Annotated in this window: 16 protein-coding genes and 1 pseudogene; 6 read left to right on the top strand and 11 right to left on the bottom strand. The window is 39.4% G+C overall.

All coding sequences use genetic code 11. From position 1 onward, the window contains the following. Window positions 1-45: 45 nt before the first annotated feature. Window positions 46-750, bottom strand: a complete 705-nt coding sequence (locus ACN19N_RS09155; RefSeq protein WP_420001175.1) for a Crp/Fnr family transcriptional regulator — start codon at window positions 748-750, stop codon at window positions 46-48. A 106-nt stretch (window positions 751-856) separates the two neighbouring features. Between ACN19N_RS09155 and ACN19N_RS09150 the strand changes: the two genes are divergently transcribed. After that, window positions 857-1,390 (top strand): DUF962 domain-containing protein, encoded by a 534-nt coding sequence (locus ACN19N_RS09150; RefSeq protein ID WP_420001174.1) that lies wholly within the window; start codon window positions 857-859, stop codon window positions 1,388-1,390. A 134-nt stretch (window positions 1,391-1,524) separates the two neighbouring features. Beyond that, a complete protein-coding gene (locus ACN19N_RS09145) occupies window positions 1,525-2,100 on the top strand; it encodes a hypothetical protein (protein ID WP_420001173.1) in 576 nt (191 codons plus the stop codon). Window positions 2,101-2,128: 28 nt separating this feature from the next. Here ACN19N_RS09145 and ACN19N_RS09140 read toward each other — a convergent pair whose 3' ends face one another. Next, window positions 2,129-2,290, bottom strand: coding sequence for an alpha/beta fold hydrolase (locus ACN19N_RS09140; RefSeq protein ID WP_269238092.1), 162 nt, complete (start codon window positions 2,288-2,290; stop codon window positions 2,129-2,131). On the opposite strand from ACN19N_RS09140, the pseudogene ACN19N_RS09135 reads away from it, so the two are divergent. Together ACN19N_RS09135 and ACN19N_RS09130 are read left to right on the top strand one after the other, a co-directional pair. After that, window positions 2,268-2,339 (top strand): annotated as a pseudogene (locus ACN19N_RS09135) (hypothetical protein); the annotation flags it as partial. The gene ACN19N_RS09140 and the pseudogene ACN19N_RS09135 overlap by 23 nt on opposite strands. A 12-nt stretch (window positions 2,340-2,351) precedes the next feature. Continuing rightward, on the top strand, window positions 2,352-2,540 hold the full coding sequence (locus tag ACN19N_RS09130; RefSeq protein WP_269230116.1) for a helix-turn-helix domain-containing protein: 189 nt from the start codon (window positions 2,352-2,354) through the stop codon (window positions 2,538-2,540). Here the strand turns inward: ACN19N_RS09130 and ACN19N_RS09125 are convergent. From ACN19N_RS09125 to ACN19N_RS09090, 8 genes are all read right to left on the bottom strand, one after another. Next, window positions 2,533-3,378 (bottom strand): GGDEF domain-containing protein, encoded by an 846-nt coding sequence (locus ACN19N_RS09125; RefSeq protein WP_420001172.1) that lies wholly within the window; start codon window positions 3,376-3,378, stop codon window positions 2,533-2,535. The two genes, ACN19N_RS09130 and ACN19N_RS09125, sit on opposite strands and share 8 nt — an antisense overlap. Window positions 3,379-3,397: 19 nt before the next feature. Further along, window positions 3,398-4,489, bottom strand: coding sequence for a redox-regulated ATPase YchF (ychF, locus tag ACN19N_RS09120; RefSeq protein WP_420001171.1), 1,092 nt, complete (start codon window positions 4,487-4,489; stop codon window positions 3,398-3,400). Between the two features lie 99 nt (window positions 4,490-4,588). After that, window positions 4,589-5,248 carry a methionine ABC transporter permease gene (locus ACN19N_RS09115; RefSeq protein ID WP_420001170.1) on the bottom strand — a complete coding sequence of 220 codons (660 nt, stop codon included), beginning with the start codon at window positions 5,246-5,248 and terminating at the stop codon, window positions 4,589-4,591. After that, window positions 5,229-6,299, bottom strand: coding sequence for a methionine ABC transporter ATP-binding protein (locus ACN19N_RS09110; RefSeq protein WP_420001169.1), 1,071 nt, complete (start codon window positions 6,297-6,299; stop codon window positions 5,229-5,231). Before ACN19N_RS09110 ends, ACN19N_RS09115 begins: the two co-directional genes overlap by 20 nt. Before the next feature lie 11 nt (window positions 6,300-6,310). Beyond that, window positions 6,311-7,141, bottom strand: a complete 831-nt coding sequence (locus tag ACN19N_RS09105; protein ID WP_420001168.1) for a MetQ/NlpA family ABC transporter substrate-binding protein — start codon at window positions 7,139-7,141, stop codon at window positions 6,311-6,313. 27 nt (window positions 7,142-7,168) lie between these two features. Beyond that, window positions 7,169-8,581 (bottom strand): LLM class flavin-dependent oxidoreductase, encoded by a 1,413-nt coding sequence (locus ACN19N_RS09100; RefSeq protein ID WP_420001167.1) that lies wholly within the window; start codon window positions 8,579-8,581, stop codon window positions 7,169-7,171. Then, complete coding sequence (locus tag ACN19N_RS09095) at window positions 8,581-9,804, bottom strand: SfnB family sulfur acquisition oxidoreductase (protein ID WP_420001166.1); 1,224 nt, start codon at window positions 9,802-9,804, stop codon at window positions 8,581-8,583. Before ACN19N_RS09095 ends, ACN19N_RS09100 begins: the two co-directional genes overlap by 1 nt. 13 nt (window positions 9,805-9,817) lie before the next feature. Next, window positions 9,818-11,029, bottom strand: coding sequence for an SfnB family sulfur acquisition oxidoreductase (locus ACN19N_RS09090; protein WP_420001165.1), 1,212 nt, complete (start codon window positions 11,027-11,029; stop codon window positions 9,818-9,820). 368 nt (window positions 11,030-11,397) lie between these two features. On the opposite strand from ACN19N_RS09090, the gene ACN19N_RS09085 reads away from it, so the two are divergent. Beyond that, a complete protein-coding gene (locus ACN19N_RS09085; protein ID WP_420001164.1) occupies window positions 11,398-12,168 on the top strand; it encodes a glutathione S-transferase N-terminal domain-containing protein in 771 nt (256 codons plus the stop codon). Between the two features lie 458 nt (window positions 12,169-12,626). Continuing rightward, window positions 12,627-13,097: an Lrp/AsnC family transcriptional regulator gene (locus ACN19N_RS09080; RefSeq protein ID WP_004911804.1), complete on the top strand. Its 471-nt coding sequence runs from the start codon at window positions 12,627-12,629 to the stop codon at window positions 13,095-13,097. A 42-nt stretch (window positions 13,098-13,139) separates the two neighbouring features. On the opposite strand, the gene ACN19N_RS09075 is transcribed toward ACN19N_RS09080, so the two are convergent. After that, entirely contained in the window at window positions 13,140-13,889 is a 750-nt protein-coding gene (locus ACN19N_RS09075) for a YebC/PmpR family DNA-binding transcriptional regulator (protein ID WP_005054547.1), read from the bottom strand. Window positions 13,890-13,963 lie beyond the last annotated feature (74 nt).

The raw sequence follows: 13,963 nt of genomic DNA, 5'->3' as shown, positions 1-13,963 counted from the left end.
GATGATCTAATTTTCTAAATAAGATCATACTATCGCCGTAACACTTTATTGCTTTAGATAACCGACAGCAGCGACTTTCTTTAACTTTTCAATATCAATCACCTCAATTTTTTTAAAACCAAGTTGGATGATTCCTTGTTTTTCAAATAGATTTAATTCTTGATTAACGGTTTGTCTTGAGATTGTTAGCATATTAGCAAGTTGATCTTGTGAAATTTGAATATTGAAATCTTTGATACAAGAGCGATTGCCATAGCCTTCAAGTATAAATAATAAACGTTGTGCAAGACGCTGGCTGATACTTTGAGTCTGAATTGCAATTTGTTCTAAAAAGACATAACGGAGTTTTTGACTGGTAAGCAAAGCAAAGTAATACCAGTAATAGGGATTTTGCAGTAGAAATGCTTTAAGTGGTTGTGCTGGAATTTGTAAAACGACACTTTTCTTGAGTGCAATAGCATCATGAGAGCGTGGTTGCTGGTCAATAAGAGAAATTTCTCCAAACCACATGATGGGTTCAGCAATTGCAGCAATCGCCTCATTCCCATTCACATCGATGTATCCCAAACTAATCGATCCTTCAAGCACACCATAAACACCATCAAAAAGGTCTTGAGCATGAAATACGGCAGCATTTTTTTCTATGTTATATTTTTTTCCATGCTTGATGATGAAGTTTTGAAATGGTAAATCTAGGTGACTGAACCAAGCATTTTGATGTAAATGTTTAATATAAATTGCATCTAACACAACATTTCCTTTGTTAAAAATAAATCCATTTGTCAGCTACATGACAATTTCACATACTTATTTCTTATAGATTAACAGCATAAACTAAATATATGAGGAATGAGCAATGACAAATTTGGAACGACAACTCAGTCAGTATGCTGCTTACCATTTAGATCGAAATAATATTATGACCCATTTTGTGGGGATTCCTTTAATTGTTTTCTCTATCTTATGTTTAACTGCACGAGCAGGTATTGAAATCTCTGGTTTCTCTATAACCTTAGCTATGATATTGATTGTTTTAAGTAGTATTTATTATCTTACACTCGATAAGCTATTTGGCGCTTTAATGCTGCTTTTGTTGGTATTGGCTTATCCTTTTTCAGTAAAAATTGCAGCTTTATCTATGTGGAGTTGGTTAGGTGCTAGCATTGGTATTTTTGTTGTAGGCTGGGTCTTTCAGTTTGTAGGACATTATTTTGAAAAGAAAAAACCAGCATTCGTTGATGATCTGATTGGTTTGGCAATTGGCCCATTGTTCGTTTTAGCTGAGTTCGTATTCTTACTGGGTTTCCGTAAACCATTACATCAGCGTATTTTGAAAGAAGCTGAAAGCAAACGTGCCGCGATGGATATGAAAGTCCAAACTGCATCTTAAGCCCTAGATGATTTTAAAAGAGCCGAGATCATTTAGATTTCGGTTTTTTTATTGCAATAAATAGATCATTTAAAATGTGCGATCGACTTGTTATGCTGAATGGCCTTTAACCCAAGATTTATATTTAAAAGCAAATGACAGGACTTTACGAATATTGGTCATTACCGCACAAGTTAAGCATTAAATGTCCATCATGTCAGCGCAAAGCGAATTTTGAATTTGCTCGATTTGCCAAGATTCAGCTCAAAAAAGACATCGAGTATTTTCAGCAACATTCAGATTTTGAATATCAGCGTTTTCAAGATAGCTGTGGTGGTTATTGGAATGCTGCTTTTTACTATCCTAATTTATCAGTTGATCTTCAGCAGATTCGCGATTTACCTGAGACTTATGATCTACAAAAATGGTCTGTGCCTTACTCTGCAATGAATAAAGGCGGAGTGGTGTGTGAATCTTGTGGTTGTCGTCAAAAACATGAACTGAATTGGCCAAATGATGCCTATTATGTGGTGATGTATAGACAACAAGCGCTATGGGCATTTCATCGTGAAGCGGCGATAGATCTCTATGATTATTTAAAAGAAGATTTACGTGATCATAAAAAATATCGCCACTCTTTCTTTTTGTTGCATATCCCGACGATTTTTAAACAGAAGAAGGCAAGAGCGCATGTGACCAAACAATTACAGAAATTATTAAAAAATCAGTAAGATGGGATGACCGATTTTTAATGTCATTTTATGTGTAGATTGCAACAAATTCCTTGATGGTTTGAACAATCAGTTGAGGTTTTTCTCGATGGGGAACATGCCCACATGCTTCAATCAAATGTAATTCTGCATCCGCATATTGGGCTAATCGTTCAGGTTGCGCTAAGCTGCCATGTGCTGCGGAAAACAAGATTGCCGATCTGGCCCAGCAATTTAATTTTAGTGAGCGGAATTTAAAACGGCGTTTTCAATTGGCGACGCAGATTTCTCTCAATCAATATTTGCAACAGGTGAGAGTTGATAAAGCCAAGAAGTTATTATTAATCACAGATATGACTATTCAGCAAATTGCTTATGAAGTGGGCTATGAAAATGTGAGTTTCTTTATTCGAATATTTAAAAAGATCACAGCTTGTACACCGACGCAATGGGTCAAATAAATGATTGAATCGTGGTTTGTGATTTACCTAAAGATTTTGATTGATACATGAGCTGATCTGCTGTCTTGGTTGCATCTTCTAGGTTTTCTGGCAATTCAGATAAAATGGCTAAACCCATACTAAAATCGACGCCATATTTTTGATTTAAGCCACTTTCTGCAAATGATGTTCGTAAGTGATGATCACAAAGATATGCTTGGGTTTCATCAATATCTAATAAAATAATTGCGAATTCATCACCGCCTAAACGGGCAACAATGTCTGAAGAACGACATGATTTTTTTAGAACTTGTGAAAATTGCAATAAAACTTCGTCACCACGATGATGTCCATGAGTATCATTCACTGCTTTAAAACCATCGAGATCAATAATTCCAACGGCGAATAACGACTGTTTACGAAAATTTAATTTACGCAAAATACGATATTCAATATCGAGAGCACGGCTATTATCGAGAGAGGTGAGCTGATCTTTCATTGCTAAATTTTTCATTTCTTGCCAGTTTCTTCTAACATTTATGAGCAAGAAAGCAACGATTGAGAACAAGCCTAGACGAACGATTGTATTCCAAAAGGGAATGATAGGGTTTGAATACAGATGACCTGCATTAATATCAGCAAATAACCATGTAATTGCTGATATTAAAATTGTAACTACGGTAACTTTAGCATGGTCGTACCATGCTGCAATTGAAACAGGCAGTAAATAGAACACCGAGAACGAATACTCATAACCTGTCGCCAAGTCAATCATACCAAGTACAGCAGTGATGAGCAGAATCAACAACCGCCGTATCATTGGATTATGCGCAAATAATCGTCCTAGGGTTTTTTCCATAGTGCCTTAATGTGAATAATTATACGTTAAAGCGGAAGTGTAATACGTCACCGTCTTGAACGACGTAAGTTTTACCTTCTAGACGCCATTTACCAGCTTCTTTGGCACCGCTTTCTCCGTTGTATTGAATGAAGTCATCATAAGCAACACATTCAGCACGGATAAAGCCTTTTTCGAAGTCGGTATGAATCACACCAGCTGCTTGTGGCGCAGTCGCACCGACTTTAACCGTCCAAGCACGAACTTCTTGTACGCCAGCAGTGAAGTAAGTTTGTAAGCCAAGTAAGCTATAACCTGCACGAATCACCACGTTTAGACCAGGTTCTTCCATACCCATTGCTTCCAAGAATTCAGCACGGTCTTCATCTTCTAATAATGAAATTTCAGCTTCGATTTGGTTACAAAGTGGTACAACAATCGCATTTTCTTCAGCAGCAAGTTTTTTTACTGCGTCAAGATGTGGATTATTTTCAAAACCATCTTCTGCAACGTTAGCAATATACATAGTTGGTTTAAGTGTCATTAAACCGAAACCGCGTACCGCTTTACGTTCGTCATCAGAAAGGTCAGCGGCACGTGCTGGTTTGCCTTCATCTAATAATGGTTGAATTTTTTCTAAAGCTGCCTTGGTTGCAAGCGCGTCTTTATCGCCACCTTTCGCCGCTTTAGTTAAGCGTAATAATGCTTTTGCAACGGTATCAAGATCAGCAAGTGCAAGTTCAGTATTGATGGTTGCAATATCATCTAATGGATCAATTTTACCATTTACATGAATCACGTTTTCATCTTCGAAACAACGTACTACGTGTGCGATTGCATCAGTTTCACGGATGTTTGCAAGGAATTGGTTACCCAAACCTTCACCTTTTGATGCACCAGCAACCAAACCTGCGATATCAACAAATTCCATCGTAGTTGGAATAACACGTTGCGGTTTAACAATTGCTGTAAGCTTGTCTAAACGTGGATCTGGAACAGGGACAATGCCTGTGTTTGGTTCAATGGTACAGAACGGAAAGTTTTCAGCAGCAATCGCTGCCTTTGTTAATGCATTAAATAATGTAGATTTACCTACGTTTGGCAGACCAACAATACCGCAATTAAAACCCATGAAACCACTCACAAATGTGTTATTTAAAAATTGTTGCTGATTTTACATGAAAGCCATGACAAAGTCAGGTCATGGCTAGAGTGGATTAATAATTCGAGCTTAAACTTTGCGTTTATCGAGCTGTTTGGCAATATTATCGCCTGTCGTTTGTACCAACATGACCAAAACAATTAGGACCAAAATCACCGCCAGCATGACTTGCATATCAAAACGCTGATAGCCATAACGATAGGCGATATCGCCTAAACCACCAGCACCAATCGCACCTGCAATGGCAGAGGAACTGATCATGGTGACAATGGTCACGGTAAAGCCTGCAACTATCCCTGGCAAAGCTTCAGGAAGTAATACATGCCAAAGAATCTGTTTACGATTACAGCCCATCGCTTGTGCTGCTTCAATCAACCCTTGATCGACTTCCCGTAGACTGACTTCGGCAATACGGGCAAAGAAGGGAATAGCGGCAATTGTCAACGGTACAATCGCAGCCAAGACGCCGTAACTGGTGCCGACGATCCATCGGGTAAATGGAATCAGAGCCACCATTAAAATCAGAAAGGGTACAGAACGGGTAATATTAATTATCCAGCCTAATGATTGATTGATTTTCTTGGAAGGATAAATCCAAAAATCTGCTGTACTGACAAGAATCAAGGCAATCGGCAGACCAATCAAAAAGGCGAGAATCGCAGAAACACCGACCATGATTAAAGTATCGGTCGTACCTGTCAGTAGCAGATCAATGAGTTGATTGTACATAACCGATCACCTCAAGTTGTGTTATTGCAGGATGTTTTTCAAATTGTGAGTGGTTGAGATCAAAGTCGAGATTGCGAATCCCGATGATCAAGGAGCCGATGGTACGTTGCTGAATGCTATCAATTTGACTGTGATAAATCTGAACTGGGCTATTAAAGCCATCCAATAGTTCATATAAATCAGGCACCGATTTCGATTCACTGACATATTTCAGTTTTAAAATCTGATGCGTACTCTCAGGCAGAATAGTTGGGCTCAGTTTAAAGGGTAAATTTACCTGCTCAAAATTGAGTAATTCCTGCGTGATCTGTTGTTGCGGATTGGAAAATACTGACCAGACTTGCCCAGCTTCAACAATTCCACCCTGATCAATTACAATCACCTGATCACAAATCTCTTGAATGACCTGCATCTCATGCGTGATCAAGACAATGGTTAAACCGAGGTCTCGGTTGATCTGTTTTAATAAGGACAGAATATTGGCGGTACTTTCAGGGTCTAGTGCTGAGGTGGCTTCATCGCAGAGTAGGATCTCGGGCTGAGAAACCAAAGCACGTGCGATACCAACACGTTGTTTCTGCCCACCAGAAAGTTGAGCAGGGTAATCATTTCGCTTTGCTTCTAAGCCAACCAATGTCAGTACATCACCGACCCGTTGTTCAATCTCAGCCTTGTTATAACCCGCAACACGGAGTGGTAAAGCCACGTTTTCCCACACCGTTTTGGCAGACATCAAATTAAAATGCTGAAAAATCATGCCAATTTTCTGCCGAGTTTTAATCAACTCGCCATGGCTCAATTCTGCAATATTTTTTTGATGAATCAGAATACTACCTGTATCAATCGACTCCAGTCCATTGAGGGTACGGAGTAGGGATGATTTACCAGCGCCACTTTTCCCGATAATCCCAACAATCTGTGCTTTGGGAATATCAATATTAATGTCTTTTAAAGCATGTAAGCGTTGGCCCTGTACATCATAAAACTTATTTAAACCGCGTATTTTCAGATGCGGGACTGAAAAATCGACCTGTGAACCAAAACTCACCATGATTGTTCTCCTTATTTCCAACCTGGGAACCACAACGTTGGACCGAAATCGCTATCCAAGGCTGCTTTAACTTTTGCTGAGTTTTGATAAATCTCGACAAATTTCTGTAGCTTGTTGTCTTTGTCCTGATAATCATCACGAACCACAAATAAAATCGCATAACGCTTGTTGGTATTGTCATCAAACAATAAGGCACTTTCAGGATCAGCCGTCTTAGCTAAACGTAAGTAATGTGGATAGCCAAAAGCGAGATCAACATCATCAATGGCACGTGCAGTTTGTGGGCCTTCAACTTCAGTAAATTTCAGGTTTTTCGGATTTGCGGTGATGTCTTTCAGTGCTGAAAGGTGATTATTACTGTCTTTCAATTCAATCAACTTGGCTTGTTGTAATAGTAATAAAGCACGCCCTTGATTAACGGGGTCATTTGGAATACCCACCGTTGCACCATTCGGGAGTTCATCAAAGCTTTTATATTTTTTTGAATACAGTCCGACATGCGATGCTGCACCTGCAGCAAATGACTTTAATTTAAAGCCAGTTTCTTTAATGGCATTATCTAAAAAGGGCTGATGCTGGAAAAAGTTAGCATCGATATCACCATGATTCAAAGTGATGTTAGGCGTATTCCAATCGGAAAACTCGACCAATTTGACATTCAAACCTTGCTGTTTGGCTTCATCCGCTGCAACTTGCAATGGATGGGCAAAAGAAGGACTGATCCCAATCACCAGTTCACTGCTATGGTTCTGTCTTTGTTTATTCCAAATCAATAAGGCAATAATCGCAACAACGACGACAAGGCCAATACCCAACCATTTTTTAGAGGCTGTTTGAGCCATATATTTCTCCAATTCTTTTCTTAAATGTTAAGCACTAATTTCTTCAATTATTTTTAGGTCATCTGCGTTGTTATGCGGTCTACATCGGAACTGATTTGCAGGATGGCTATTCGCTAAATGATCGCCTTGAGCAAACAGTTTGTTCCGCAGTGAGCCCGTTGCATATTCAGTTTTATAACGTCCACGTTGCTGTAACTCAGGGATCACCAGTCGAATGAAATCATGGTGTGATTCAGGTGCAACCGTACGAGTCAGGTTAAAACCATCAATGCCAGTTTGATCGAGTAGTTCAATCAGGTATTCAGCAACCTCAGCACCACTGCCAACAATGAGCGGATAACGTCCACCTAGTACATGCTGTGCTTTCAGGTCATTCTTGCTGATGCGCTGTTCTTTAAACTTCTCATTGACGGAAGCAATGCTATTGCTCTTTTGATAAGGGATCGCTTCATCATCTGCAAACTTAGAAAGATCAATCCCGACTGAACTGGCGTAATGTGCTAAACCTGCTTCAGGGCTGGCATATTGACGATATTCAGCCAGTTTTTGTTGGGCAAGTTCATGTGTTTCAGCCACAACCACAGTAATGCCGACAAAGATTTTAATCGCATCTTCATCTCGACCTTGTTGCTGTGCTTGTAGTCGTATCTTATTAACTTGCTGACGAATTTTTTCAGGCTGATCACCACCAATAAAAATACATTCGGCATGACGCGTGGCAAACTGTAGTCCTTTCGGTGATGCACCTGCTTGGAATAGAGTTGGTGTACGTTGAATCGAAGGCGCAACCTGAAACACACCTTGGCTTTGGTAATATTGCCCTTGATGATTGATGGAGTGGACTTTATTTGGATCAGTAAAAACGCGCTGTTGTTTATCTTTTTTTAAGGCATCATTTTCCCAAGAGCCTTCCCAATATTTATAGCAAAGCTGTAGAAATTCTTCGGCCTGATCATAACGGGCATCATGGTCTTTTAAGCCTTTTTGTCCAATTAAGCGTTCGGCACTGTCCAGATAACCTGTGACAATATTCCAGCCCAAACGACCTTGGGTTAAATGATCCAGACTGGCAAAACGCCGTGCAAATTGGTAGGGCTGTTCATAGCTCAAATTAACGGTAACACCAAAGCTTAAATTCTGCGTGACCAAAGCCATCGCCGAAATTAGGGTAGAGGGATCATGACTTGGTAACTGAATCGATTCTTTCAGGGTGAGATCGATGCCATTTTGATAGACATCATAGACACCTGTAATATCGGCTAGGAATAAACCATCAAACAAACCTTGTTCCAAGGTTTGTGCCAGTTCAGTCCAATAGCTCAATTCATTAAAGCGATGTGATTGATCACGGGGATGTGTCCATAAACCATGATTGATATGACCGACACAGTTCATATCAAAGGCATTTAACAAGATTTTTTTAGCAATCGTTTGACTCATTACAAAGTCCCCCGACGTGGAGGCAGAATGCCATTCAACACATAATTACCGATAAAGTAATATTTCCAGCGTGCAGCATCATGCAAGGTATGTACACGCGCATTACGCCAATGACGATCCAACCCATCAGCACGTTGACTGCCACGGCTGCCAGCTAATTCAATTAATTTTGATGAGGCTTTTAATGCAGTTTCCGTACTATGTGCACGTACTTTTGCCACATCAATTGAAGCTTTGGCTAAGCTCTCAGCATTGAGATCCTGTTTAGCAGCATCGACAGATCGAGCTGCTTGTTTCAGTAAAAGTTCGCTGGCTTTGACATCGGTTGCCACACGACCTAATTCAGATAGGGTTAAAGGGTCTTGAGTGGCCGATTCAATATTGGCATCAATCCAAGGGCGAGCAACACGCACACGCTCCAGTGTTTCGTCAAATGCAGCACGAGCAATCCCGACTTCAATGGCGGCATGCATGATTTGAGCAAATGGCCCCACCAAAGACAGTTGCTTAAAGGCTGTATTAAAAGGAATCACATCCTCTTTGGCAACAAAGACTTGGTTAAATTTGACTGTACCGCTGCCTGTGGTACGTTGCCCAAAGCCAGACCAGTCATCAATCAGCTCTAAACCTTGGCTATCTCTTTGTACAAAGGCTAAAAACTCATTGCCCGTTTCATCAAGCACTAAAGTTGGAATACGATGTGCAAACAAGCTGCCCGTGCAATAAAACTTTTCGCCTTGAATCTGATAACCGTTTTCGCTTGGAATCAATGTGGTTTGCTTATGTGCAGAGGTACGTGTTTTAAATTCAGCCAGCGCATTACCAAAACGCGCACCTTGTAACACTTCTTGATAGAGGCGTTTCTTTTGCGCTTCCGTACCAGTATTGCGTAATACTTCCAATGCATAAAAATGGTTTTGTGGAATCTGACCGATTGAACCATCCGCACCACTAAACAGCGCAATGACTTTGGCTACGGTTAGGCTGGAAACTTCTGCACCGCCATACTGTTTAGGTACAGTAATTGCCCATAAACCTGATTGGCTATAGCTTTCGATTTCAGTAAATGGCAAGTTTCGATTGGCATCACGTTCAACTGCTGCTTGTTTAAACTGTTGACTGAGTTGAGTTGCAATTTCTAAAGCTTCTGCGTCGCTTTGAATAATATGTGCTGCTTTAAAATTGGTTTTGGCAAAACCTTGTAATTCTTGGTATGAGGTCATGATGATGTGCTCCTTAAATCCAAGCATGGCGGGCAGGGTGTGTACCATTGAGGTAATAGTCACCGATGGCATGGAATTTCCAACGCACAGGATCATGTAAGGTATGTACACGGGCATTACGCCAGTGTTGATCAAGATTATGTTGGCTCAGGCTGGCACGGCTTCCACCAAGTTCGAGTAGTTTTTCTGAGATATGCAGCGCAGCATCATTGGCATAGATCTTTGCTTCTGCCACTAAAATCGAAGCGCGTGCGGCTTGCTCGGCAGAAACCTCAGTGACTTGATCCAGTTCATCTAGATATTCGGCAGCATCGTCCAGTAATAAAATGGCAGCATCGAGCAGGATATTCAGTTTGCCAACTTCTTGTAAGGTGTAATGCTCCTCGCTAGCTTTTTCTACACCAGCATCCACAATTGGGCGTGCTTTACGAATGCTAGATAAGGTGTCATCAAAAGCTGCTTCGGCAATTCCAACATCAATCGCAACCTGTAAAAGTTGAGAATACGAACCACGCACATTTGGAGTGTCGGCAATAATGCGTTCATCAAAAAATAGTGTAGGGTCAACGACAACATTGCGTAGTTTTACTGTTCCACTGGCTGTAGTACGTTGACCAAAGCCATTCCAGTCATTAATCACTTCAACACCAGCGGCATGTCGATCAACGATCGCCAATACCGTATAGCCATCTGGGTGCAAGGCTCGAATCGCTAACCAATCTGCAAAACTAGTCCCAGTCGAATAAAATTTTTCTCCGTTTAAAAAGTATTGACCATTTTCCAAGCTTAAAGTGGTTTGAATGGCTTTGGTATCTTTGGAATTTTTTTCAGGTCCACCATTGGCAATGCGTTTACCTGCAAGAATTTCAGTGTAGATAAACTGCTTTTGTGCATCTGAACCAGTGATATTAATAAAATTTAAAAGGCCGAATTGGTTTTGTGGAATTTGTCCAACATTGGCATCGGCTTTACTTAAAATACGAAACACATGGGCTAAGGTTTTATTGGAGACAAAAGCACCACCATATTGTTGCGGTACACGGATGCCACCGAGACCTTTTTGGCTAAACTGAATGATGTGTTCGGTGGGTAAAACACGATTTTGATCTCGATTATTTCGATCTTCTAATGCAAAGTCAGCAACTTGATAGGCAGCATTGATGGCCTGCTGATCATTTGAAATCAGTTGTACCTGAATTCTGATGACTGATTGATTACTGGACATGTGAGCACCTCTAATAGATAAGGGACACTTTACAAAAGTTTTACTTTTCAACTAAACCATCAGTTATGGCTTGTATATCACAATAATTACTAAGCATTTTTTATAAGAAAAATAACAAAAAAATAGCTATAAAATTTATAACTAAAACAGGAGCTTGGATATATTGATTATGTGATCAGTGCTATAAAGAATCAATTTGGTATGAAAGAAATGAATAATCTCACCAAGAATATTTATATAGCTAGATAAAGACATCTTGCACAAATATGGAAAGATAGAGAAAAAATGACATTGTATTGATTAAGTTTTACTTCTAAAGTAAGAAAATCTTATGTTTGAACCAATAGAAAAATAAAACTGGAGAATTTATGCGGGTTTTATACCAATTTCCTTTGTCTCACTATTGTGAAAAAGCTCGCTGGTTGTTAGATCATAAGGAATTGGACTATGTTGCACATAATTTGATTCCTGGCTTTCATCGTGCGTTTACTTATTTAAAATCAGGGCAGTATTTATTGCCAATGCTGAAAGATGATAAACGATGGGTTGCTGATTCAACACAAATCGCTTTATATCTGGATGCTACATATCCCGAACATGCATTGTTGAGACGTGATGAGCAATTACGTGAACAAGCTTTGGAAATTGATAAGTTATCAGGTGAGCTTGGGGTTCATGTCCGCCGTTGGTCATTGGCGCAAGCGTTATCTGTCGGGGATCATCCACTTGAAATTATGATGGGTGAGCAAGGCTATTTACGCCAGTTTGAAAAAATTTCTAAACCAATTTTAAAGAGTTTAGTTTCTTCAAACTATAAGTTAAATCCTCAGAAAGTCGCAAAATCTAAATTGAGAATGACCGAGTTGATTACCGATCTCAATCAGCGCCTGATTGATAATCAAGGGCGTTATTTGGTTGGCGATCGTCTTGGTTTAGCAGATATAGCAGTTTGTTCAATTCTTGCGCCTTTACTCGTGATTAAAGGTACACCGTGGGAATTGGAAAATGATGATATTGAACAATTCACGGGTGAATTGAAGGAATATCATGACTATCTATTAGATTTGCCAATTGGACAATATGTGCAACGTATTTATGCGACTGAACGTAATGCAAGGGTTGATTGGCGCGGTTTGTAAATCAAATTTTGAGTCGAAAAGCCCTGATGAATAAAATCGGGGCTTTTTTTATGAGAAAGAAAATTGAAAAATTGTTGATAAATCAAAAAATAATTAGGGAATAAAATTAATAATTAAAAGAAAATTCGTTTTAAGCAGAAAATATTAGAAATTATTGCCAAATTTACTTTAAAAAAACTGAAAAGAGGGAAATAATTATAAAAAGGCTTTGCTATCTTATGTTTCAGGGTGTGATGGGGATCGAAACAAGTTGTTCACTATTGGGAGATGAGTTGAACAGTTGCTCAAAAGGTCTTGTTTCGGCTTTGAGACAAAGATAAACCAAAAGTTTATCGGAATCATGTTTGCGTTATCCGTGCAGCATCGTCAAAAGTTAAACGAATGTTTTCCCTTGACCCTTAAAAATTACTGAGTGAGCAGTTCCGATAGAAGCATAAATTCAGAGTGAGAACTGTAGAATGGAATTGGATCGTTTTGATAAACAAATTCTTGAAATTTTGACCCATGAAGATGTCAATCTAAATGAGCTTTCAGAGCGTATTAATCTCTCAGTGAGTTCGGTGCATCGCCGCATTAAAAACCTGATTGAATCCCAAGTAATGGGGCAGCTCAAACGAGAAATTAATTTTAATAAACTCGGTTTTAGTTTGCATATTCTTTTGCAGGTTTCTTTGAGTAAACATGACAGTGAAACCTTTGATAAGTTTTTAGAAGAAATTGAAGATATTCCAGAGGTGACCAATGCATTTCTAGTGACAGGGCAGAGCGCCGATTTTATTTTAGAGTTAGTTGCGAGAAATATGGATGATTATAGTGAAATCTTACTACGCCGTATTGGTAAGATTGACAGCGTGGTGGCTCTACATTCAAGTTTTGTGATTAAAGAATATAATGTATTTAACTGCTATAAACTTTTAAATAAGCTATAAAAAATGCATCTAAAAAGATGCATTTTTACTGAGCAAAATCAGTTAAGCATCAAGTTGAGCTAAAACTTCTTCAGTAAACTCCACGTTTGTATAAACGTTTTGAACATCATCAAGATCTTCGAGCATATCAATCATTTTCATGATTTGTTTAGCTTGATCAATATCATTGATTTCAGCTTTAGTCGATGGGCTCATCACAACTTCAGCATTATCAGATTTTAAACCTGCTGCGGTTAGTGCATCTTGAACATCACCAAAGCTTTCTGGGCTAGTAATGACTAAGATACTATCTTCATCGATCTCGATGTCATCAGCACCTGCCTCTAAAGCGACTTCCATGATTTTGTCTTCTAAAGAGACATCTTCAAAAGAAATTTCACCACGTTTTGTGAACAGGTAAGCCACCGAACCGTTGGTTCCCAAGTTACCATTGGTTTTAGAAAAACAATGGCGAACATCTGGAACAGTACGGTTTAAGTTATCTGTCATGGTTTCAACGATAACCGCAACACCACCCACACCATAACCTTCATAGGTTACTTCTTTTAAATCATCGTTATCATCACCGCCAGCACCACGTTGAATTGCACGATTAATCGTGTCACGTGTCATATTTACTGAAAGTGCTTTTTCAACAACAGCACGTAAACGAGGGTTACTCGCCGCATCTGGGCCGCCCAATCTAGAAGCGGTTACGATTTCACGGATATATTTGGTAAAAACTTTACCGCGACTTGCATCTTGTTTAGCTTTACGATGCTTAATATTGGCCCATTTAGAATGACCCGCCATGGAAGTAACTCCAAAAAATTAAAACTCAAAAAAGTGCGTGAATATTAGCATAGCGATAGTTTTCTTGAAAACTG

Source organism: Acinetobacter sp. LF10, from assembly GCF_048585715.1.
In the GTDB taxonomy this organism is placed as follows: domain Bacteria; phylum Pseudomonadota; class Gammaproteobacteria; order Pseudomonadales; family Moraxellaceae; genus Acinetobacter.
Note: the sequence above shows the minus strand (reverse complement) of the source record. Positions and strands in the feature narration are given on the sequence as shown.